We start from the raw sequence: 23213 nt of genomic DNA on the forward strand, positions 1-23213 counted from the left end.
AAAACGAAAGAAAGATTTTCGGGAGGGGCATTATCCTATTTCACCACTCCCGAAACAAATTCTGGATTCGGCATCGTAAATCACCCCGAACTGTCCCGGAGCAATTCCCTGTAATTTCTCGGAAGAGATAATCCGGTAACCGTCTGCATCCTGTATCAAACGGCCTTTGATAAACTCCGGTGTATGCCGGATCTTAAACGTAACGTCCTCCTCACCTGTCGAATCTTTCCACGGATTACTTGTGATAAAGTTGAAGTCTTTCATCCTGAATTCGTATCCGTACTGTTTATCAGCATCGTACCCATGTGAGACGTAAATAATGTTATCCTGAATATCCTTTTTCACAACGAACCAGGGGCCTCCCCCCAATCCCAACCCCTTTCGCTGGCCAATGGTATGAAACCAATAGCCGCGATGGGTTCCAATCTTTTTACCTGTTTCGAGTTCGATCACCGCCCCTTCTTTTTCACCCAGAAAGCGACGGACGAAATCGTTATAATTTATCTTGCCTAAAAAACAAATTCCCTGGCTGTCTTTCCGGCGGGCACTGGGCAACCCGGCCTTCAAAGCTATCTCGCGAACTTCATGCTTCATCAGTCCTCCTATCGGAAACAGTAACTTTGAAACTTGCAGATAATCAATCTGAGCCAGAAAATCGGTCTGATCTTTTATAGGATCTTTAGCTGTACCCAACCAAGTTTTCTCCCCCAGTTGCAAAGTCGTAGCATAATGTCCGGTTGCCGTAAGATCGAAATCTTTTCCTACCTGCTGTTCAAAACATCCAAACTTGATCAGTTTATTGCACATCACATCCGGATTCGGTGTCTGTCCCTTCCGTATCTTCTCGATGGCATAAGCAGCCACATTATCCCAATATTCCCGATGCAGGTCCACAACTTCCAGTTCCAAACCGTAACGCCGGGCTATGGCAGTAGATAACTCGATATCCTCTTCGGCGGAACAATCCATGTATTCCGCTCCGTCCATCCCTATTTTTATGTAAAAAAGTGTAGGTTTATATCCCTGCTCACAAAGCAAGTGTACCACAACCGAACTGTCTACTCCTCCTGATAATAATGCTGCTATATCCATTTTTTAAATTTTCTCTAATGCCTGACGCAAGTCATCAATAATATCTTCAATATGTTCCGTACCTATCGAAAGTCTTACCGTTCCGGGCTTAATTCCCTGCTCCGCCAACTCCTGTGCATTCAGTTGCGAGTGTGTGGTAGTGGCGGGATGAATCACCAGCGACTTCACATCGGCCACATTGGCCAGCAAAGAGAATATCTGCAGACTATCGATAAATTTCTGTGCTTCCTCCATTCCTCCTTTTACCTCAAAAGTGAAGATAGAACCTGCTCCATCAGGGAAATAACGCTGATAGATAGCATGATCCGGATGATCGGGCAGCGATGGATGATTAACAGCTGCTACCTTCGGATGGTTCACCAGAAAATCAATAACCTTCAAAGCATTGGCTACATGTCGTTCTACACGCAAAGACAAAGTCTCTAATCCCTGTAACAGAATAAAAGCATTGAACGGACTGATGGCAGCTCCCGTATCGCGCAACAGTACGGCACGTATACGGACAATATAGGCAGCTGCCCCGGCAGCATCTACAAACCGTACACCATGATAGCTTGCATCAGGTTCGGTCAGTTGAGGGAATTTACCGGAAGCGACCCAATCAAATTTACCGGAATCGACAATAACCCCTCCCAACGAACTGCCGTGTCCACCAATGAATTTAGTGGCAGAATGTATTACAATATCTGCTCCATGCTCAATGGGACGGATAAGGTAAGGCGTACCGAAAGTATTATCCACAATCAGCGGAATCCGATATTTATGGGCAATGGCGGCTACGGCATCCATATCGATAATATTGGAATTGGGATTTCCCAGAGTTTCGATAAATATCGCCTTTGTATTTTCACAAATAGCCCGTTCGAAATTAAAAAGGTCGGACGGATCTACAAAAGTGGTTGTTACTCCATAAGTAGGCAGAGTATGTGCCAGCAAGTTGTATGTGCCCCCATAAATGGTCTTGGCAGCTACAATATGGTCACCGGAACGAATGATATTCTCGATAGCATATGTCACGGCTGCGGCTCCGGAAGCAACGGCAAGACCGCCTACTCCACCCTCGAGAACCGCTATACGCTCTTCCAATACTCCCTGAGTGGAATTGGTAAGACGTCCATAAATATTCCCCGGGTCCTGCAATCCGAAACGTGCGGCAGCGTGGGCCGAATCCCGGAATACATAGGAAGTTGTCTGATAAATAGGTACGGCACGTGCATCGGTTGCCGGATCGGGAGTCTCTTGTCCAACATGGAGTTGTAAAGTCTCAAAATGTAATTTCTTCGTTTCCATTTGCTATCTATATTTAGAGTTCATTGTCAGTGTCCAATTTTTATATGTTGCAAAGATAGAAGAATCCGACCGGGGAAGAAATCGCACATTGAAGGCATTTTTATACCATAATCGTGGTAGATAAAGAGGTTATTAACTACATTTGCAGGCGAATAAAACATTATTGATATGAATAAACTTTTATACTGTTTCCTTTTATCATTTTCTGTCATGGCTGTTTCGGCATGTACCGATGATAAGGAAGAGCAGAATCTTCCCCCGGTTCCCGATTTCAACCAAATGACCCTGAAGGAAAATTTGCACAGTGACGGAGGCGATGTATACCGCACGGATACTTACGTATTCAATAACAATAAATTAACGACCCACACCACTGTACAGGAGTTCTACGGACAGAGCCTGACACACGAAGTGACTCTTTCCTACTCCGGCAACGAAGTGACGTTGACAGATGAAAACGGGAATACGGGTACCTATATTTTAGGGGATACGGGATATGCCACCGAATGCACTTATAAATTGTCCAGCCAGATCAGAAAGTATAAATTCACATATTCCGGCGAATATCTTACCCGGATCGACGAAGAAATAGACGGTACGCCTTATTCTTCTGTGGAATTGGCATACGATAACGGAAATTTAAGCCATATCATAGCCAATGGCCAGCAAACCAATTATCAGGTGGGAAATACGAAGAACCTGTATCAGCTTCCCTGCCTGCAGGTTTGTGATATTTACCCCCTGTCCCTCCACACCGACGCTATTTATGCCAGACTGTTGGGCACCCAGTCAAAGTATCTGATTACCGGAAACACTCCGGAAGGAAACGAGGAGGAATATACAAAATACACTTATGAACTGGATAAAGACGGCAAACCAACCGGAATCATAGCAAAGACTACCTCTACGGGTACTGTGATCGATATAAACGGTAATGCATACAATGAAACGAAAACAGATACGAGAACCATCAATATCAATATTGAATAAGAAGAACGGCTTTGCCTCTGCCCTCACGAAGTAGTGAAGTAATGCCCCATCCAAACCTACCCAGGCTTCATATACGGAGGGAGAAGAGTGGCACTTATAATCCCAGAATGCTCTTTATCACCTGTTCCCTACTTCTTGGCAAAGAACTTACTGAAGAAGAGGATTTGATAATCAATGGAATTATTCCAGTATTTCCCGTTATGTTCACCGGGACGGGTAATAAAATCATGATTGATCTTGCGCCCCAACAACCGGTTATGAAAGTCTTTGTTTACATTCAGAAAAAAATCATCTTCACCACAATCAATAATCAAAGCGAGATCGCCATTCTGAATTTTATCAAGTTGATTGACTACCGTATGTTCATCCCACACCTTTTTATTGGAAGCCATTTCACCCAACTGTTTGTTCATACTCCAATTCTGCGGAAAAGGGCGGATATCGACACCTCCACTGGTGCTTCCTGCTGCTCCAAACACATCTTTATGACGGATGCCGAGCCACATAGCCCCATGTCCTCCCATACTGAGTCCGGCGATGGCACGCCCCTTACGGTCGGCAATCGTTTTATAATTCTGGTCAATATAACTCACTAACTCCGAAGAAACAAATGTTTCATACCGGTACGCCGGATTCTTGGGGCTATCCCAGTACCAACTGTCTTTCCCGTCGGGACATACAAAAATAATCCCTTTTTCATCTGCGATTTCCGGTAAATTCGGTTTTATCTGAATCCAAGTCTTGGCATGGCCGCCATAACCGTGCAACAAATAGAGCACGGGATACTCCACTGCCTGTTTTCCAGAAGCAACATCAGGAGTCACTACCACTACTTGAACCTCCTTATTCATAGAGGGGCTCTTCACCATCAGCGTATCCACTTTTGCAGCACTAAGAGGTAAAGCGAGTAAGAGCAGACAAGCCAAAATAAAGTTTCTTCTTTTCATTTTTAATCTATGTTTTTTAGAGTTTACCATTTTAATCCCCCACTTCGGGAACAACAGGATTGAATTCCGCAACCGGTTTCTCAAAAGCTTTTCCACAGTGGCTGCAAATATATTCCCAATGATTATCTCCCGGCGGAACACCTGCCAGCATAGAAGCGATGGCAGCGCTGATGGCTTTCATCCGGTGCTCCTTTTTAAGAACAAACCTGATTTGATCTGAACCGCAGAAAGGACAAAACTTCTGTTCTTCAGGAATCATCTGATTCTGCTGTAACAATCGCACGGCCGCTTCGTAATCACAATCGGCCACCAAAACATCTACTCCGGAGATGTCACGGACATAACCTCGCAACAATGTCGACATATTTTCATTATGTAACAGAGAGTCGATGCCTTCGTTAGCAAGTGCTCCCTGAATGATATGAGCTTGAACGGCATCATTACAAGTAATCAGCTTTATGGTTTTCATAATTTATATTTAAAACTTCCCCACAAAAATAGCAGATAAAAACGAGAGCCAAAACCTTTTTTATATAACTTTGCACAGAATTCACAAAGTATATCGAAACCAGGCCAATGAAAAAAACTGTTTTCTTCCTGTTTCTTTTGGGCTTGCTCACGGCAGCCGGTGCGCAACCAACGCACAAAATCAAGGGGACTGTAATTGACAAAGCCAGCCGTCAACCACTGGAATTTATCAATGTACTGATCTTGGGGCTGGGACGTGGAGCGGTGACAGATGCTGAAGGGCACTTCAACATCCAGGAAGTCCCCCCCGGTATTTATCGCCTTCAGGCATCTGCGGTAGGATATAAAACGGTACTTACCCCCGAATATATTGTCTCCACTAAAGATCTTACCATCCAAATCGAAACGGAAGAGAACCTGACCGAACTGGAAGGAGTCACAGTCACCGCCTCCCCTTTCCGGCATGATCTGGAAAGTCCTGTCGGACTACGCATCATCGGCCTGCAGGAAATTGAGAAAAGTCCGGGGGCCAACCGGGATATTTCACGCATCGTACAGTCATATCCGGGGGTTGCTTTCTCTCCGGCAGGATACAGGAACGACCTGATTGTCCGGGGTGGTTCTCCATCCGAAAACCGATTCTATCTGGACGGAGTGGAAATACCTAACATTAATCATTTCAGTACACAAGGGGCATCGGGTGGTCCCGTAGGAATCATCAATGCCGACTTGATCCGTGAAGTGAATTTCTATACCGGAGCCTTTCCTGCCGACAAAGGCAATTCACTCAGCTCGGTGCTTGACTTCAAATTGCGTGACGGCGACATGGAACGCAATTCACTCAAGGCGACACTGGGTGCCTCGGAGGTATCTTTAGCATCTAACGGACATCTTGGCAAAAAGACTTCCTATTTGGTTTCAGTACGGCAGTCTTACCTCCAATTCCTGTTCGATATGCTGGGCCTACCATTTCTGCCTACATTTACAGATGCGCAATTCAAATTGAAAACCCGTTTCAATACGACTAACGAACTGACTGTACTGGGGCTTGGCGGCATCGACAACATGAAACTGAACACGAAACTCGACGGAGAAAAAGCCGAATATATCCTCAGCTATTTACCTAAAATTCAGCAGGAAACCTTCACACTGGGAGCGGTATACCGTCATTATGCCGGAGCCCATGTACAATCTGTTGTTATAAGCCACAGTTATCTGAATAACCGCAACACCAAATATCTGAACAACGACGAAAGTAGTGCAAAAAAACTGTCATTGAAATTACGCTCGGTGGAACAGGAGACCAAGTTCCGGATAGAAAATGCCTCGACGTTCGGAAACTGGAAAGTAAATTTGGGAGCTAACCTGGACTATTCGCAATATACCAATACCACTTTCCAGCGGGTTTATATCGATGGAGGCAAGACCTTCGATTATCATACCTATTTGGGATTTTGGCGCTGGGGATTATTCGGAACCATTAGTTATGCTACACCCGACGAACGGTTTACCACCTCACTCGGAGTACGGACTGATGCCAACAACTTCTCTTCCGGCATGAAGGGAATGTCCGATCAGTTGTCTCCCCGCCTGTCACTCTCCTACCGGCTGACGGATGGAGTCTACTTGAGCGGGAATGCCGGACTGTATTATCAGTTGCCTCCTTATACCGGATTGGGATTCAAAGATAACAATGGCAAACTGGTCAACAAATACCTCCGTTACATGAGAGTCAGTCAGGAAAGCATAGGGCTGAGTTGGCGTCCGCGCAATACCTTCGAGTTATCTATTGAAGGTTTCTATAAAAAATATGATAAAATACCATTCTCTATTGTCGACGGGATACCTCTGGCCTGTAAAGGAAACGATTACGGAGTGATCGGGAATGAAGCATTAAGTTCTACCTCACAAGGAAGGGCATATGGAGCAGAAATACTGATGAAATGGCTGATAGCCAAAAAGCTGAATCTGTCCACTTCGTTCACGTTATTCAAAAGTGAATACCGCAACAACAAAGAATCCGAGTACATAGCTTCCGCCTGGGACAACCGATACATATTCAATATGAGTGGAACCTATAACTTTCCTCACAACTGGAGTCTGGGAATGAAGGTCAGTTGCATCGGCGGAGCCCCCTACACACCTTACGATATTGACAAATCCTCTCTGGTGACGGCATGGAATGCCCAAGGACGGCCCTATTATGATTACGGCCAATATAACACAGGACGCTTGCCGGCCTTTGGGCAACTGGATGTCCGCGTTGACAAAACATTCTATTTGAAACGCTGTATGCTCGGTTTTTACATTGACCTGCAAAATGTGACAAACAGCAAGTTCCGCCAGCCGGACATATTGATGAGTACGGGAGTCATCGAAAATCCGTCGGCTCCGATAGCCGAACAACGCTATAAGATGAAATACATCTCTCAAAAAAGCGGAACTTTAATGCCTACATTAGGAATCACATTTGAATATTAAACACATAGACAACTATATTATTAATTACAAAAACTTACTAAAATGAAAAAGAGAATTGTTTTTATCGCAGCACTGTTATGTGGAATGTGCTTCACGACTGCCTCGGCACAATTTAAAATCGGCGGTAAAAAAATCAATGTAGGCAAAGTGGTACAGGCAGGAAGTGACGCAGCTAAGGCAATCACGCTGTCGGATGCCGACATTGCAGCTATGAGCAAAGAATATATGCAATGGATGGATACCCACAATCCGCTGACAGCTGCTGACAGTGAGTATGGCAAACGACTGGAGAAACTGACCGGACACATCAAAGAAGTGGACGGACTGAAAGTAAATTTCGGCGTATACGAGGTTGTGGATGTGAACGCTTTTGCATGTGGTGACGGCAGTGTACGCATTTGTGCCGGTCTGATGGACATTATGACAGACGATGAAGTAATGGCTGTAGTAGGACACGAAATCGGACACGTGATTCATACAGACTCAAAAGATGCAATGAAGAATGCTTATCTCCGTTCGGCCGTAAAAAATGCCGCAGGAGCTGCCAGCTCGACTGTAGCTAAACTGTCAGATTCTGAACTGGGTGCCATGGCGGAAGCATTGGCCGGTGCGCAATACTCTCAGAAACAGGAGACAGAGGCGGACGACTATGGTTTTGAATTTAGCATCAAACATAATATCGATCCATACGCAATGTACAATGCATTGAACAAATTATTGGAATTATCGGCCGAAGCCCCGAAAGAATCCAAATTCCAGAAAATGTTCTCTTCACATCCGGATACAGCCAAACGCGTAGCCCGTGCTAAAGAAAAAGCTGACGAATACACCAAGAATAAATAAACCCGGATACAACATTTTCTGATCCTGCATAAGGCCGGCCCCCACATCCGGAGGGTCGGCCTCAACTTTTTTTGAAAAAATTCATTAATAATTTCGATAGATTTTGCATGAGTCCGTACTTTAGTGTAATTTGCGGTCATGAAACTATTCACATCTATATGGAATTCTTAATCATTATTCTTTTACTCGTACTGAATGGTATTTTTGCCATGTACGAGATCGCCTTAGTATCTTCAAGTAAAGCACGCCTTGAAACCCTGGTAAGCAAAGGAAATAAATCAGCACGGGGAGTACTGAAACAATTGGAAGAACCCGAAAAATTTCTTTCTACCATCCAAATTGGTATTACGCTGATCGGTATCATATCGGGTGCTTATGGTGGAGTGGCCATTGCCGACGATGTAGTTCCCCTTTTCGCTATGATTCCGGGAGCCGAACCTTATGCAAAAGATCTCGCTATGATTACCACAGTAGTCATCATTACTTATTTGTCGCTGATCATCGGAGAGCTGGTTCCCAAATCCATTGCTCTTAGTAATCCGGAACGCTATGCAACCCTGTTAAGCCCCGTCATGATTCTGCTGACTAAAATTTCTTATCCTTTCGTATGGTTACTCAGCATCTCTACCCGCCTGCTTAATAAGCTGATTGGGCTGAAAAGTGAAGAGCGGCTGATGACCCAAGAAGAATTGAAAATGATTCTGCATCAAAGTTCGGAACAGGGAGTCATCGACAAAGAAGAAACCGAAATGTTGCGCGATGTATTCCGGTTTTCGGATAAACGTGCCAACGAACTGATGACCCATCGTCGCGACCTGATCGTTCTGCATACGACAGACAGTAAAGAAAAAGTCCTTCAGACCATCGAAGATAAACACTTCAGCAAATACCTGCTGATCGATGATAATACAGAAGAGATAGCAGGCGTCGTTTCTGTAAAAGATATTATCTTAATGGTAGGCACCGAACAGGAGTTTGATCTGAAAGAAATCACCCGTCCGGCACTATTTATACCGGAAAGTTTGTACGCAAAAAAAGTTTTAGAGCTATTTAAGAAGAACAAAAATAAGTTCGGAGTTGTTGTTAACGAGTATGGCAGCACGGAGGGCATTATTACCCTGCACGACCTGACCGAAAGTATCTTTGGAGACATTCTGGAAGAGGACGATACTGAAGAAGAGGAAATCGTTCGCAGACAGGACGGCTCTTTGTTGGTAGAAGCTTCGATGAACATCGGGGACTTTATGGAAGAGATGGGAATTCTCTCCTATGATGACATCGAGTCGGAAGACTTTACCACATTGGGCGGACTGGCGATGTTCCTGATAGGACGCATTCCAAAAGCCGGAGATATATTCATTTATAAAAACCTGCAGTTCGAAGTAGTGGACATGGACCGCGGGAGGGTCGATAAGCTGCTTGTCATAAAGAAAGAAGAAGAGTAGGAATAGCACTCACTTTTTATATTAATTTAAAGCACTTAACAATGAAAAAAGTAATTATGTTGGCAGCCGTTGTTGCTGCATTGGTATCCTGCCAATCAAAAGGAACAAAAGCTGAAGAAGCAGCCGCAGACAGTTTGGCAGTGGTTATGGAACCCACTATGGAAGAAACTCAGGTTTACGAAGGTGTACTTCCCGCTGCTGACGGTCCGGGTATCCGCTACGTGTTAACCTTGAACACACTGGCGAATGCGGCCGATACAACGTATACACTGGACGTCACTTATCTGGATGCCGAAGGCAAAGGTAAAGACAAAACCTTCACTTCTAAAGGAAAACCGGTGACAGTGGAGAAAACCGTAAAGAATAAAAAGAAAACGGCTCTTAAACTGAACCCGAGTGACGGAAGCGAACCTGTTTATTTCGTAATCGCTAATGATACTACCCTTACCCTGGCTGACGACAGCCTGGAAGTATCTGCCAGCGACCTGAATTACAACATCATTCGTGTAAAATAACACAAAAGTAGTTTAAACCCAAAACAAAAGCCACGCTATGTAATGTTAGTGTGGCTTTTCTCTTTAATTATAGAAATTACTATTTAGTCAGCTTCTCAAAATACGGCAAGCGCTCCAGCGGGACATCTATTGTTATTGTTTTCGGACCTTTAAATACCTTCCCCCGATCATCTCTCCATTTACCTTTGGGCAGCATCACCGTACGGCTTGTCCCGGAAGTCAGCATCGGAGCAACCAAGTATTTGTCACCCAACATAAACTGGTCTTTACAATCGATAAATCCTTGATGGGGATACTGGTATTCCATGTGCCGAACAATAGGTTCACCCGTTTCGGAAGCATGCTTTGCCAATCCCAGAATATAATCTCCCATTTGTTGATGCAAATGGGCATACTTAGCACAAATCGCTACATTTTCTTTACTCAGGATGCGCCAGGGAGCCACGGAGAATTGCATCATCGGCATCAGGGCGTGTACCTGACAGGAGCGTACAATCAACTCTTCATCAAACTTCTTCACATTCAGAAAAGCACCAAACTGGCCTCCGCCTACCATGTCCGGACAAGTATAATAATGTCCCAATAATCCCGCGGCAGTCATATCGGGAATTAGCAACTGAGTCGCACGCCAGGAATAATCCTTATCGCCCAGCCTCTGTACCAATGCCTGACCACCCAACTTCCAGGCAGCACGCAATTCATTGTAGGGAAAGCTCAAACCTATCTCGGCCCATTTCTCCATAAAAGTATTCACATCGGCCTCTTTATCATGAAAAGCATATTCTCCTGTCATATAAGCAACGTCTCCACCATCAAATTTAAATCCGTCGATACCATATTTCTCCTGATTGGCTTTTAACTGTTCCTTCAGATGATTCATAGCCTCCGGATTCGTGGTGTCATAACAGGCACTGTAACCATTCCACCAATGGATGATGGCTGTACGTCCATTCTTATCTTTCAATAAATATCCCTTTGCTTCCAGTTCACGGAATTCAGGACTGTCCGGCGATACATAAGGAGCAACCCACAGCATTACTTTGAATCCCATCTTGTGCAGTTCGTCGGTCATTCCTTTCGGGTCAGGAAATCTTTCGGATTTGAAGTCAAAGTTACCATAATATCTCTGCCAGTTATCATCTACCATGAATACGCCTTGGGGAAATCCGTTTTCTACGGCTTTATGGGCATAATTCATAATGTCCTCCTGATTCTGATCATACATCAGTTCAATCCATGTATTATACTGTGGAAGAGAAAAGAAAGCAGGTTCCGGTATCTGTCCCGAAGGTGGAAAGTGTTTCGCCGAAGCTGCCAGTAAAGCTTCTTTCAGTGTATTCCCCGCTTTTACCGGTTCTATCTTTTCCGAATCCGAATAGATAATCAATTGTCCGTCTTTCACCTCAAAACAGAAAGATTTCTCGGCCCATATATATCGGCCTTCGGAAGAAAGCATGAACGGAACTACCTGATTATTCATATTATTGCGTGACATATCCTGCATCCGCAAATGATCACCAAACGGCATCTGGTTACCTAAAGCTACGAATCCTCCCCACCATCTTTCATTTTTCAAGGGTTCGATCACTGTTTTCATTTTTTCCTGTGCCACTGCGCCAAGCAGTAGTCCGAATGTTACGAGCAATAGTAAAGTCGCTTTTCGTCTCATGATAGTTAGATTAATATTAAAAAAATTCTCAAGTGGCAAAAATAGATAAAAAGGCAGAATTAATGGTTTACCGGCAAAGAATTATTTTTCCGGTCTATCTCTGCACGGATAGGACCCAAATCAATCTTTTCATAGCCAATACTCAAAAAAAGAAAGTTATTTCATTCTTTTATTCTATTTTTTCCTATCTTTATCAGACAGTTACAAACATAATCTTAAAAAAGATGGAACAAACATTTAAAGCAAGAAATCCCAAGATAGGGCTTTGGCTATTCGCTATAGGCATAGTAGCTTGCATTGTCATCAGTTTCATAACAATTCAGGCAATATGGATAGGCGCTGCATGCTTAGGTCCGGGTGCGACAATCTACTTTTCGCAAGCAACCAGTAGATACATCGTCAAAGAAAACGGAATGCTGCAAATTGTGAACGGCTTCCATCAAAAACGCTCTTTCAATCATATCACCAGTATTACATATACTCCCCATGCCTTGGGTATACAGAAAATAAAAATCAAACATGCCACTGGATTTGTCATGGTAGACCCGGAGTCACCTCAGGAACTGATAAAAGCCCTGCAAGAGGTAAATCCCGGCATGACAGTAAGGAACTTTACCTGAAACAAGATATAGCAGAAAATAAGAATAACCGTTTAACCAAGCTATAATAAGATGAAAACAACAAAAAAATGGACGGGATACTTATTCCTATGCCTGTTTTGTCTTCATGTATCTGCACAAAACAAAGACAGCCTTGTCCAAAAGTTGAGCCAATACGCCTGTCTGATAGAAAATTTCTCAAAACATATTCCACAGGAGAAAGTTTACCTGCAATTCGATAATACCAGCTATTATCAAGGTGATGATATCTGGTTTAAATGTTTTCTGGTCACCTCCGATCTATACCCGGCCACAAACCTGAGTAAAACTTTATATGTCGAATTATTGAATCCCGGAGGTGAAATAATCGACAAACGGATATTAAAAATAGAGAACGGTCAATGTCACGGAGATTTCACTTTAAACCAAATACCCTTTTATTCGGGCTTTTACGAGGTTCGTGCCTATACGAAATACATGCTTAACTTTGGGGAAGATATTATTTTTTCAAGACTTCTGCCGGTCTTCGACAAGCCCCAAACAGAAGGAAACTTCGCTGAAAAAGAGATGCGGAAATATTCAACAGGAAATTACCCGATGGAGCGCCCCAAACCGACAAAAGGCAAAAAAGTAAATTTAAAGTTCTTCCCCGAAAGTGGAAACCTGATTCAGGGAATAGAGTCACAAATCGCTTTCGAAGCGACAGATGCCTATGGCAACCCCATAACATTGAGTGGTACTGTTATCAACGACGAAAAACAGGAAACAGCCCATTTCACCGCAATCCATGACGGACGGGGAGTTTTCAATTACACACCTACAGGTGATAAACAAAAAGCAGTCGTCGAGTTTAATGGTAAAAAACACCAGTTTAATATGCCGGAAGCCCTGCCAGCAGGGTATGCGCTACATGTTGATAATCTGTCATACACAGACAGTGTGGAAATTGCTTTGCAAAAGAATCCCAATACTCCCGCCACTCTATTGGGATTAGCAGTTATCAGCGGAGGAAAGCTTCACAAGTTTTGTCTGATCGACGTTGAAGGAAATGAAATCATTCGCTTCAAAATAGATAAAAGCAGATTAACACCTGGAGTCTCCCGTATCGCGTTATTCAATGGTGGCGGAGAAGTCCTGTCCGACCGTTTGATATTCATTCACCCTCAAAAACGATTATCTATAAAAGCACGGACAGACAAAGAAACATACAATCCCTATGAATTAGTAAATCTGGAATTTACCTTAACCGGAGCTGAAATGCAACCGGTACAAAACACATTTGCTTTATCCGTAAGAGATGGCATGAATGAAGTGGAATCAGGACGCAATATACTAACCGACCTCCTATTAATGTCCGAGATAAAAGGGTATGTCCGCAATCCCGGCTATTATTTTGAAGCGGAAGACGACACACACCGCATGGCAATCGATCTGTTATTGAGGATACAGGGTTGGCGCCGCTACTCTTGGAAGCAAATGACCGGAATTGAATCTCTCAACCTCAAATATGGTCCCGAAAGAGGTATCGAAACACGGGGCCAGGTTGTTTCTTTCGTCCGGCAACTTCCAAAACCCAACGTAGAAGTATCGTGCTTTTTGAAAAAACGGGGAGAAAATGAAGAAAACAGCAGCTTCATCGAGGCTATTACTACCGATAGTTTAGGACGTTTTTCACTGATATCGGATATCTATGGGAAATGGGACTTGATATTGGCAGTGACAGTCAACAGAAAAAAGAAAGATTATCGTATTCTATTAGACAGATTGTTCAGCCCTCCCCCCGCAAAATATCATTATGCCGACATGCAGGTGAACATCGCCAATACGAAAAAAGAAGAAGATACTATTCTGGATAAAGAAACAAATGTCTTGACAGAAGACGACATCGAAACCTTCTTTGCCGCCTATACAGATTCACTGGCTAAAGCAGGCAACCACGAAAAGAACTATCGATTGAAAGAGGTGACCATCAAAGCTAAAAAAAGAAGTAAAGAAAAAGAGATTTACGACAGTCGTTCAAAATCAATAGCTTATTATGACGTCCATTCTGAACTGGACGACATAAAGGACAGCGGAAAATTCATCGGTGACGACATACACGAACTGATGCTGAATATGAATAAGAATTTCAGTCCTGTCCCACAAAGGAATTATCTATATTACAAAAGTAAAATGCCGCTCTTCGTTATCAATTATGAATGTACCCGACATACTGAGATGGACTATAATAAATACAAATATATAAGGCTTGAAGCCATCAAATCGATTTATATTACTGAAAACCTTTCCACTATTTGCCGGTATGCAGACCCACGGCTTTCACCCTTCGATGTATCCGACTTATATGGTTGCGCCGTATTGATTGAAACCTATCCGGAAGGCAAAATACCGACAGAGGCAGGCAAAGGTGTCAGAAAAACATGGCTTGACGGATATAGTCCGGTCAAAGAGTTCTATCAGCCGAATTACTCCGCACTTCCTCCCGTTCCCGATTATCGCCGTACTCTTTACTGGAATCCCTCAGTTAGTACGGACAAGGACGGCAAAGCCCACATCCGCTTCTACAATAATAGCAGATGCCGGAAACTAAAAATAAATGCAGAAACCATCACGGCGGATGGGCTAATCGGAATATACGAGAATTGATTTTCTTATATACACTGAAATCTGTCTTGTATAAGATGGAAAGATTAAATTTATTCTTTGGCCCATCTCTGTACGCAGGATAATGGGGAGCAGAGGGTCAGACTTTAAGTTTATATGCCGGGCATAAATGAAGGGGTTGCAAAAAACGATTTTTGCAACCCCTTCATTTATGATACAGTGATGTTATTTTTATTTCTTTGCCAGAAACTTCTTAGTCAACCATCTTCTGACTGGTTCATCATAGAACTTCAGGCAGAGATAAGCCAGTAAGATGTTTCCGAAAAATACAACCAATGCCATCGGCCACGCCTGTGAAAAGCTGAGTTCTTTACTCCATACCCACGCATAAAACAGATACATGAAAGGGTAGTGTACTATATACAACGGGTAAGATATGTTTCCTAAGAATTCACAGATTTTAGATGACTTTTTATCTGTTGTTTTTCCCGAAGCACCCAGATAGACAAGTAACGGAAAAATAATGATGGCACATACAGAATCATAAATACCATTCATCCACGGAAATTCACTACCACCGATATAAGGCATGGAAAGCAAAACAATAATTGCCAGACTGCATATCCAAAAGGCACCTCTAACCTGAAGCGGTTTAAAAACACGCGTCATCAACAATCCGATAGAGAATGAAAACAATAAACGCAGGAAACCTCCGATCAGATTATAATCTGCCATTGACCATCCCACACCCAAGTGACCATAACCGGAAAAATTGAATATGGCAAATGAAGCCAGTCCGATTCCGGCCAATACAACCAGCACCGTGAGAGCCTTCGTAGACAACTTGCGAATAAACAATGCATATAGTATGTTTCCGATATACTCAAAAAACAAAGACCAACTGGGACCATTCAAAGGGTACATCTCACCGTTTCCACGGACTTCGGGACCTGCCCCCGGCGCAACAGGAATCAAAAATATTCCCATAAGCATAGCCAACATTACCATCGAAATGGAAACCTGTGAACCATCCCACTTCTCACAACCCTGTATGCAAAACGTAATGCTACCCAAAACAGCTCCCAGAACCACCATCGGATGCAAACGAATTAATCTGCGTTTGAAAAAGTCTTTTGTTTTCATCGTTTTCCAACGGTCATCATAAGCATAGCCGATAACAAACCCCGATAAGATAAAGAAGAAATCGACAGCCAGATATCCGTGATTAAATCGCTGGTCCATGGGACTTGTTGCAAAACCTTCGAATATATGGTACCATATTACCATGAGAGCAGCGACCCCTCTCAATCCGTCAAGAAGTTCATAATGAGGTTTTGTGTCTAAAAATGCAGTAGTAGTTCCTTTTTGCATGATAATTTACAAATTTGTTTTTTGTTAACGGTTACATAATAATGCGGCAAAGTTACGCAACTTGAAAAACATAAAATTTGTTCTATGGCAAAATCTTATCGTATAAAAATCATTTTTGGGCCCTAAGACGACTAAGTGTAGAAAGCTTGATCCCCAGATATGATGCGATATATCCCAAATTAGCCCGCTGGCACACTTGAGGAAACTGCTGCTTAAACTCTTCGTAACGTTCTTTGGCCGGCAATGCAAGCCGTTCCTTATGTGAACGCTGCAAACGTCTATATTCATTTTGATGGATAATCCGTCCCCAGTTAGCCAGTTCGATATTGGTTTGAAAAAACCTGTTCAAGTCAGCCAGTGATATTTTGTATGCAACAACGTCTTCAAGTGTTTCTACAAATTCTTCACTCAACTTATTATAATATAATTCATCCATGCTAAAGACAATTCCCCCTTCACAAGAAAAAGAAGTAGTTATTTCTTCTCCGTTCACAAGCCAGAAAGAACGGGTCATCCCTTTTTCTATAAAATAAGCGAACTTGCAAAATGTATTTTCCTTTATCAACAAATGTTTTTTGGGAAAATGGCATAAGGTCACACTCTCTTTCAACGCTTGTATTGTATCGTCAGAAAGCAGACACACAGAATTTATCTTATCTATAACATTCGTCATAAAGCTTCGGATAATTGAATATCTATAAAAGTCATTCAGACTAAGCCTTAAAATAGAAACACCCAACTTTACAGTTTGGACGTAAAGTTGGGTGTTTATTCCGTAAAATATTGATTATCAATATTTATATATAGAGAGAGACAGGGTACTGAATCCATCTACTTAGTCGCCTTAATTCAACTCTTTATCAATACATCAATGCCTTAGGAGGTACAATTTAGATTTCAAAAAAGACGTTTATCTATCGTTCTTTGGCTGTTTGCTGTCTGTCTAAAACTTCATTTCAAAGATACAAACCTTTTCTGAATTATGCAAATGGCTAAATATAAATGTTTCAGCTTAGGTGTAAGGTGCAAGCTATATAAATATATACTTGCACCTTACATCCAAATCTTATCTTTTTTTTTACATATGCAAGTTTTATTAAAAAAATATTTGTACATACAAAAGTACTTTCATAAAACTTAAAAAAATGGATGAAGTTATAAAATTAGGCTATTTAGCAGGTGCAACAAGATTTAGAAGAATAAGCGACAAGTTGTACATAGATGGAAACAAACTATACAGTGATGAAAAAGTACTGTTTAAAGCAATCTGTTTTTCAGCATATTATGCATTATCTGTATCCAAAAAGCCATTGACTGTTTTAGATTTAGCTAATATTATTGCTTTTCTCACATAACAGTTAAAAACATAATAAGAGAAATGGAAAATGAGAATTTAGTTCAAATCAAGCAAAATATTAAGAACAAAAGGTCTAAAATAATTCATTTATCAGAAAAGGGAATTTTAGAACTTTCAAAGATAGCTACACTGTCCTTGACTGTGATGTCGGTCGGTTCGTTCACCCATTTCAATTACTTTGAATTGCAAATCCGTCCAAATACCTCTTTTATCTGTCTGCACGAAATCGGCAATCGCCTTTTCATATTTACTCTGCTCTCCACAACTTGTTAGCAGCAATAGAGCCGCTGCCGTCACTAATAAATTTCTATTCATCTCATATTCGTTTTATTTTCAATCATTTGCAAAAGTAGTTAAAAACCGTAAGAGTATTGCTATTTCCGCTTCCTTTTCTTCTCGTCATCCTGCTGCATCCGCTTGTTCAACCTTTCCCGTATCTTATCCAGAAAGTTTCGTCCAGCGGACGCTGGCTTTCCACATTGAGTATCTTGTGAAAATAAGATCAGCCGTCCCAGCAACATCGTTTTTTGATACTTGAAAAAAGAGATTTCTTCGGTTTCATCACTGAAAGGCATTGATTCTACAAGCACTTTCATTTCACTCAATTTTTCTTTCAGGAAGACAATAATAGTCTTACAATCTAATGATATGCTTTCCGTTCAGGTCAATGCCGGATACCCGTTTGTCCACTTCCTGCATCATTTCTTCATACGTTTCTTGCATACAAATTCTATTTCTGGTTTTGGGTGCAAAGATACAGGTATTGTCAGGATAGTCTATCACAGATAGTTGGCATATTATCATATAAATTAATCATCGGAAAAATTATACCGAAAGTTATTGCTTTGATTTTCTCAAATTGCCGGGCGTATCACCCAAATACTGTTTACAAAAACTGTTGAAATGCTGCGGGGATGAAAAATTTATGAACCTGCAGCGTAACATCACTTAACGCCATGCCACTGTATTCACTCCCACAAGGAACGAACATTACCTCTCCCGCACACAGGATTTCATCATAGAAGAATGTGCTGGTAATCCGTGCATGCCCTTTCATGCAGAATATCAGGTGGATGATATTCGTATCGTCGCTATGCACCGTTGTCCCGGCAGGAAAGCTTTTCACATCAAAATGGCAATCTATTGGATTTTCATCACAAAACGCCGGCTTATGATTTTTTCGTATCACAATTTATTACGCTATTTTTCTTTGGAAAATACTTTTTCTCCTACGGTAACAGTTCTGAAGCTATGTAGTAATAGCTTTGTCCTTCCATCGTTATTTTTTCTTCTCCGTATTTCTTAGCCATATTTTCTTTCCTCTCTTTAAAATATTGAATAAGTTCGTCCAACTCTTTGTCGGTTAACTGTTTTTTCTTTTTGAGATCCTTCACCGTTATGTCATCAAGCACAGAGCTGTTAGCCGGAACTCCAAATATCTGACTGTGTGCATAAGAAAGAGAATATCGCCTGATTTCCTTTCGCTTATTTTTGCAGATCCGGCAGTTGCGCAGTTCTGACATATAAAAGCGATAAAGGTGGCGGCGTATTTTTCCGGTAGATACATACACCGTATCTACTTTGCTTTCGGAATTTGCGGGTGATGCGCCGATAGTTTCCACCTCATCGGGGAGTACCCTTTCCCTTAAATAGCGGCATAACTGTTTAACTTTACCTTTCTTTGGCTTATTCGTGTCCTTCACATCCACTTCTATTGCACAGAGTGTTTCCAAGCGTTCTATTGTCTGTTTCAGTTCCGGGTCGGAAAGTAGCAGGTAATAGCGCATCAAACTGTCCGGAACGGTAATTCTTCCTGTTTTCCTATACCATACCGGAGCAACATCACCAAATATTTTTTTAAACTCCTTATTCGGTTTTACCCCTTGAGGCAGATGATAGGTTGCAATCAGAAGACTGTCTAAACGGTCTTTACCGTTGCCAACCGTGGCAAATGCACGGTCTATGCTTTCAGAGAGCAGTTGGTGATCCGCTTTTATCTGCGTTACGATGGAATCTACCGCTCCGGCAAACAATTCCATTGGCAGGGTTTCACCTTTCTCCGGAAACAGGAAACCGCCTTGTGTCATGCTGGCATAGGGATAGTCGAGCATGAGAAAATTCGGGCCTGCTTCCCGCAGCAGGTTGCTGCGGCAAAACTGGTCGGCATACAAAATCATATTCCGCTTGTTTTTAGTGCGGTACTCGGCGTAATGTTCAATCATGTTTGAAAGTTGAAGCACATAGTTGTTGTACTTATCGTCGTTCGAGGCGTACAGTTGCCAACCGAGCAGGCGGCAGTTCTTTTCATTCAGGGTTTTCACAATGGAAGAGGGAGCATTCTCTTGCTGTTCTCCCGTTTCACCGACTGATATAATCAGATTAACCGCTTCAGGTGTATTGCCGATAAGTTCCAATGCACTTCTCATTGCCTTCCATGCAGGCAAAGGAGTACTTTCTGTGTCAGCTACATGTGATGCCATTTTTACCAATCGGTCTATAAGTATCTCGTAGTCAGCAGTCAGGGGAATTGTCTCCATGCCCCGGCGAGTAGCTACCGCCGCTCCGAATTGATAGGAGAACGATTCACCGGAACCGGCAAAAAACGGTCCCAGATTCTGTATGGCATTCAACAGCATCGGGTATTGTTCCGGTAGCCGGGAAGACTGTTCCATTGCGAACAGGATATTTATTCGCTTCAATTCTTGCTTGATTTGATTTCCACGGGTATAAGAGATTCTCTTTCCGTTGATGTTGAACACGTGGTTGTCCTTCTTGTCAATAACCGGTTCTAATGTTCCGCTGACGAACGAGCAGGTGGAATCGGTATGGTAAGGATATATCATAGGAGCATATTTCAGCGTCTTTTGCAAAGCCGGCACTCTGGAAAACGCCGTTCCTGTGAACACCTGATGTCCGATTTCTTGCAGCATGACGGCGGGAATCCATCCGATAACCTGCTCACCGATTTTATCGGCAGAGAGAGAAGGAGTTTTCGATACCAATACACTGCGTCTGTCAACAGAATACTTGAGCGCGTATATAATAGCGTGGATACCCACCACGCCGGTTTGATTCTGTAGCTCCGGATCGCCAAACACTTTCAATGAATCGGCGGTTGTAAAATAAGTTGCGGATTGCATGATTGCCGTGGTGTCGGTAATCGCAGTCAACAATTTGTCATGCAGTCCCGACTGTACATCGGTAATGGAAGAAGGTGAAAGTATCAGTCGGGAGCGGTGCATCCAGCCCACATATTCCGCCTTTTTGCGTTGGGTCATACGGTTGTGCTTGATATTTGTGGGGTTATATTTAATCAACCGCAAATAATCTCCTTTGGTCTTGATAACTAAGAACGTATCCAGTAATCCTACCTCGGCAGACTTTACCCTGCCTCCCGGATTGACATAGGCGGCATTCTCCACCCTGTCCGAATAGACAATCCACGGTTTGCGGTGGGCAGCGCTTCTGGGTGCCTTTATCCCCTCTATGGAATAATTTTCAGAATATTCACGAGGGAGCTTCCTCAGTTGAGTGAAGCGGTGTACGGGAGCACAAGCCGATAAAACGACGATAGAAATCAATAGGACAAATAACTTTCTCATTTCATTTCTTTTTTTCGATTTGCATAACCGTTATTTGGGTGATATATCCGCTCTCTTCATCCTCCGTCTCTACGATGACATTCTGGATAATCGTTTCTTTTCTGCCGATATGGTGCAGTCCTTGGCAATAAGAATAAAAGTCGTTATATTTATTGTTGTTGATAATAACCAGCGTGTTCGGGTTATTATTAAAATACTTGTCCACTACATAGTTGTAGTTTACATTAAAGGGTTTACCGTCTGCAATGTTCTGCAACTTCTCTTTGATGTCTAAACCGATGAGCACCATTACATCGGTAGAATCATTCTCCGAATAGTAGGGCAGAATGTTTATCCGGTGTCTGATGGGATACCGGGTATTCTCCGTATTAAGCAATACTTCGTACTCTCCGGGTTCGGTATAAGCATAAAGAGCCGTTTTTTCACGGGAATCAATCATCCCCGTCTCTCCGAACTCCCAGCGCCATTGTTCGTCGTGTCCTTCGCCACGGAAGATGATATTTTCTCCCTGAATAGCTTCCTTGGGAGCTATGATATGAACCAGATGCAGGTCTTCCGTATTGGTCTTCTCTTTTACCCTCACATCAAAGTAGCGTTCCAGATTTCCGTTGACGGTCAGTCGTATTTTGTACACCCCTTTTTGCTTGAACCGATGGTGTCCGCTGCGTTGTGTGGATGTCTCGTTGTTTCCGAACTCCCAGTACCAGATTCTCGCTCCCGACGTGGAATCGGAAAAAAATATTTCTTCCCCCACGACAGGGTCAGACGGAGTTACAGTAGCCTGAATCGGCTGCTTCTGCGAGCAAGCTCTCATTACCAGCAGAAAAACCATAATAAGTATGATAACGGAGATAAAGATATAGAGAACCTTAGTATTTAGGAATTTATTCATCATGGCTTGCCTCCTTTATTTTTAAGTTCGCCTTCCTTCTTCTGGAGTCCGACTTCGCACTCCTCCAGATTCTTCTTGAATTTTATTATGTTATCCTGCTTGCTCCATAGTTCTTTCTTGTCGGCAAACCACATTTCATATACCGAAGCGAGATGCCAGAACATCTTATTGCGCTTGTCAAAACTGTTTCTTTCCCATTGTTTGGCAAGGTCGTTTATCAGGAACTTGATATCATTTTCCTCATAAGAGGCATTGACGCCCGGCTCAAACTGTTCAATACGTGAAAATAGGGTATCTGCGCTCACAATCTGTACTGATTGTATATTTTGAAATTCCTTTTGCCGCTCCATCTTTTTAATGACCATTATTTTATTGGAGAAGATGTGGCGTGTCCCTGCATACTTGAAAAGAATAAATCCACAGGCTCCTGTGATAACAATAAACAGGGTAAGCACATATACAAATCCGATAAAGCGTTCACGCTCGCTAACGGTTTTGCTGCTTTTATTTTTAGGGGTTATGCTCATATCTTTCCTATTTTACTTTTCTACACTAATGTTTCCCAATGTCAGCTTTCGGGTAGCCTGTTTATTGTCCTGAATGCACCGCATCAGGTCTTTTCTCACAAGGCTTTCTTCAATAACCGCTTTACGTATGGCTTCTTTGGTGTCCAGAAACACGTTGATTTGCGAAGCCAGTTTTTTGTACAGAAGTACATCCTTGCTATCCATTATTTGCAGTTCCTCGATAAGTTCCATCTTGCGTGTACTGATAACTTTTTGGAGCACCACCTGATTCAGCCGGTCGTTACTGCCCATCAGCACCAGGTAGTTATACAGCGAATCCACCTTATCCACCAGGGCAATCTGTCTGGCGTAAATCTTATCGTATTCTTGTGTTTTGGATTCCATTAGCTTATATTCGCTTCCATTCGTATGGATAAAGCCTGTGAGCAGTGCCATGCTCAAAGCCGTACTGATTAACAGTCCGCCGGCAAACTCCAAATATCCACGGATGATTTTCTCACTGTTCTTTGCTTTCATAATTC

Annotated in this window: 22 protein-coding genes; 8 read left to right on the forward strand and 14 right to left on the reverse strand. The window is 42.6% G+C overall.

Annotation, left to right across the window (positions count from 1 at the left end):
• Positions 1-30: 30 nt before the first annotated feature.
• Both mnmA and QK890_RS05590 read right to left on the reverse strand, forming a co-directional pair.
• On the reverse strand, positions 31-1092 hold the full coding sequence (gene mnmA, locus QK890_RS05585; protein WP_005776066.1) for a tRNA 2-thiouridine(34) synthase MnmA: 1062 nt from the start codon (positions 1090-1092) through the stop codon (positions 31-33).
• Between the two features lie 3 nt (positions 1093-1095).
• Positions 1096-2382, reverse strand: a complete 1287-nt coding sequence (locus QK890_RS05590) for an O-acetylhomoserine aminocarboxypropyltransferase/cysteine synthase family protein (protein ID WP_367627244.1) — start codon at positions 2380-2382, stop codon at positions 1096-1098.
• Positions 2383-2550: 168 nt separating this feature from the next.
• On the opposite strand from QK890_RS05590, the gene QK890_RS05595 reads away from it, so the two are divergent.
• The gene (locus tag QK890_RS05595) at positions 2551-3372 is read left to right on the forward strand and encodes a DUF4595 domain-containing protein (protein WP_188521113.1); all 822 of its coding nucleotides are present in this window, start codon (positions 2551-2553) and stop codon (positions 3370-3372) included.
• A 128-nt stretch (positions 3373-3500) separates the two neighbouring features.
• On the opposite strand, the gene QK890_RS05600 is transcribed toward QK890_RS05595, so the two are convergent.
• Both QK890_RS05600 and QK890_RS05605 read right to left on the reverse strand, forming a co-directional pair.
• Positions 3501-4319 (reverse strand): alpha/beta hydrolase, encoded by an 819-nt coding sequence (locus QK890_RS05600; RefSeq protein ID WP_367627245.1) that lies wholly within the window; start codon positions 4317-4319, stop codon positions 3501-3503.
• A 31-nt stretch (positions 4320-4350) separates the two neighbouring features.
• The gene (locus tag QK890_RS05605) at positions 4351-4788 is read right to left on the reverse strand and encodes a DUF2007 domain-containing protein (protein WP_005809635.1); all 438 of its coding nucleotides are present in this window, start codon (positions 4786-4788) and stop codon (positions 4351-4353) included.
• A 107-nt stretch (positions 4789-4895) separates the two neighbouring features.
• Here QK890_RS05605 and QK890_RS05610 point away from each other — a divergent pair, with 107 nt between their 5' ends.
• The 4 genes from QK890_RS05610 to QK890_RS05625 all read left to right on the forward strand — a co-directional run bounded on the left by QK890_RS05610 (position 4896) and on the right by QK890_RS05625 (position 10071).
• A complete protein-coding gene (locus tag QK890_RS05610; RefSeq protein WP_367627246.1) occupies positions 4896-7268 on the forward strand; it encodes a TonB-dependent receptor in 2373 nt (790 codons plus the stop codon).
• A gap of 42 nt (positions 7269-7310) precedes the next feature.
• Entirely contained in the window at positions 7311-8111 is an 801-nt protein-coding gene (locus QK890_RS05615) for a M48 family metallopeptidase (RefSeq protein WP_005776059.1), read from the forward strand.
• A 158-nt stretch (positions 8112-8269) separates the two neighbouring features.
• The gene (locus QK890_RS05620; RefSeq protein WP_005776058.1) at positions 8270-9556 is read left to right on the forward strand and encodes a hemolysin family protein; all 1287 of its coding nucleotides are present in this window, start codon (positions 8270-8272) and stop codon (positions 9554-9556) included.
• 41 nt (positions 9557-9597) lie between these two features.
• A complete protein-coding gene (locus tag QK890_RS05625; RefSeq protein ID WP_005776056.1) occupies positions 9598-10071 on the forward strand; it encodes a copper resistance protein NlpE N-terminal domain-containing protein in 474 nt (157 codons plus the stop codon).
• Between the two features lie 79 nt (positions 10072-10150).
• Here the strand turns inward: QK890_RS05625 and QK890_RS05630 are convergent, their stop codons facing one another.
• On the reverse strand, positions 10151-11740 hold the full coding sequence (locus tag QK890_RS05630) for a glycoside hydrolase family 31 protein (protein ID WP_165016090.1): 1590 nt from the start codon (positions 11738-11740) through the stop codon (positions 10151-10153).
• 224 nt (positions 11741-11964) lie between these two features.
• On the opposite strand from QK890_RS05630, the gene QK890_RS05635 reads away from it, so the two are divergent.
• Positions 11965-12360 (forward strand): PH domain-containing protein, encoded by a 396-nt coding sequence (locus QK890_RS05635; RefSeq protein ID WP_005776054.1) that lies wholly within the window; start codon positions 11965-11967, stop codon positions 12358-12360.
• Between the two features lie 51 nt (positions 12361-12411).
• Positions 12412-14985, forward strand: a complete 2574-nt coding sequence (locus tag QK890_RS05640; protein WP_005809648.1) for a hypothetical protein — start codon at positions 12412-12414, stop codon at positions 14983-14985.
• A gap of 189 nt (positions 14986-15174) precedes the next feature.
• Here QK890_RS05640 and QK890_RS05645 read toward each other — a convergent pair whose 3' ends face one another.
• Together QK890_RS05645 and QK890_RS05650 are read right to left on the reverse strand one after the other, a co-directional pair.
• A complete protein-coding gene (locus tag QK890_RS05645; RefSeq protein ID WP_005776051.1) occupies positions 15175-16314 on the reverse strand; it encodes an acyltransferase in 1140 nt (379 codons plus the stop codon).
• Positions 16315-16423: 109 nt separating this feature from the next.
• Positions 16424-16987, reverse strand: coding sequence for a Crp/Fnr family transcriptional regulator (locus tag QK890_RS05650; protein WP_044299732.1), 564 nt, complete (start codon positions 16985-16987; stop codon positions 16424-16426).
• Positions 16988-17459: 472 nt separating this feature from the next.
• Here QK890_RS05650 and QK890_RS05655 point away from each other — a divergent pair, with 472 nt between their 5' ends.
• The gene (locus QK890_RS05655; protein WP_032540977.1) at positions 17460-17669 is read left to right on the forward strand and encodes a hypothetical protein; all 210 of its coding nucleotides are present in this window, start codon (positions 17460-17462) and stop codon (positions 17667-17669) included.
• 116 nt (positions 17670-17785) lie between these two features.
• Here QK890_RS05655 and QK890_RS05660 read toward each other — a convergent pair whose 3' ends face one another.
• The 7 genes from QK890_RS05660 to tssO form a co-directional block, all read right to left on the reverse strand.
• Entirely contained in the window at positions 17786-17986 is a 201-nt protein-coding gene (locus QK890_RS05660) for a hypothetical protein (protein WP_032540976.1), read from the reverse strand.
• Between the two features lie 59 nt (positions 17987-18045).
• The gene (locus QK890_RS05665; protein ID WP_032540975.1) at positions 18046-18267 is read right to left on the reverse strand and encodes a hypothetical protein; all 222 of its coding nucleotides are present in this window, start codon (positions 18265-18267) and stop codon (positions 18046-18048) included.
• Between the two features lie 290 nt (positions 18268-18557).
• Positions 18558-18797: a hypothetical protein gene (locus QK890_RS05670; RefSeq protein ID WP_250709581.1), complete on the reverse strand. Its 240-nt coding sequence runs from the start codon at positions 18795-18797 to the stop codon at positions 18558-18560.
• Between the two features lie 103 nt (positions 18798-18900).
• Positions 18901-21273 (reverse strand): type VI secretion system protein TssR domain-containing protein, encoded by a 2373-nt coding sequence (tssR, locus tag QK890_RS05675; protein ID WP_032540974.1) that lies wholly within the window; start codon positions 21271-21273, stop codon positions 18901-18903.
• Position 21274: 1 nt separating this feature from the next.
• Positions 21275-22168 carry a PKD domain-containing protein gene (locus QK890_RS05680; protein WP_080715636.1) on the reverse strand — a complete coding sequence of 298 codons (894 nt, stop codon included), beginning with the start codon at positions 22166-22168 and terminating at the stop codon, positions 21275-21277.
• Positions 22165-22692, reverse strand: coding sequence for a type VI secretion system transmembrane protein TssO (locus QK890_RS05685; RefSeq protein ID WP_005794693.1), 528 nt, complete (start codon positions 22690-22692; stop codon positions 22165-22167). The genes QK890_RS05680 and QK890_RS05685 overlap by 4 nt, the downstream gene beginning before the upstream one ends.
• Positions 22693-22704: 12 nt before the next feature.
• Positions 22705-23208 (reverse strand): type VI secretion system TssO, encoded by a 504-nt coding sequence (gene tssO, locus QK890_RS05690; RefSeq protein WP_005787050.1) that lies wholly within the window; start codon positions 23206-23208, stop codon positions 22705-22707.
• Positions 23209-23213 lie beyond the last annotated feature (5 nt).

Origin of the sequence: Bacteroides sp. NGMCC 1.200775 (genome assembly GCF_040798045.1) — a bacterium.
Taxonomy (GTDB): domain Bacteria; phylum Bacteroidota; class Bacteroidia; order Bacteroidales; family Bacteroidaceae; genus Bacteroides; species Bacteroides hominis.